Genomic DNA, 234 nt, shown 5'->3' on the forward strand with positions numbered 1-234 from the left:
GCTACTACTCTGTTGCAGCGGGCGACTCCAAAGGCTTCCAGCCGATCACGCATGAGGCTTATGAAGTCATCATCGAAGCGCGCAAGCTGAAATCCAACTAAGCGCGCGTTTACGTCTTCGCGGGGTTCGGGCCAAGGTCCGGACCCCGCTTTCGTGGCCCGCAATGCATTTTCTACCGCTGGCCACTCCCAATGACTCAGGAAGAATTCAATGGCTGATCTGACCGCTCAGGCC

Annotated in this window: 1 pseudogene; it reads left to right on the forward strand. The window is 57.3% G+C overall.

The features are described 5' to 3' along the window. A pseudogene (locus O4G76_RS21665) lies at window positions 1–101 on the forward strand (phosphonate ABC transporter substrate-binding protein); the annotation flags it as partial. Window positions 102–234: the final 133 nt, after the last annotated feature.

Source organism: Limimaricola sp. G21655-S1 (assembly GCF_027213785.1).
GTDB lineage: Bacteria > Pseudomonadota > Alphaproteobacteria > Rhodobacterales > Rhodobacteraceae > Limimaricola.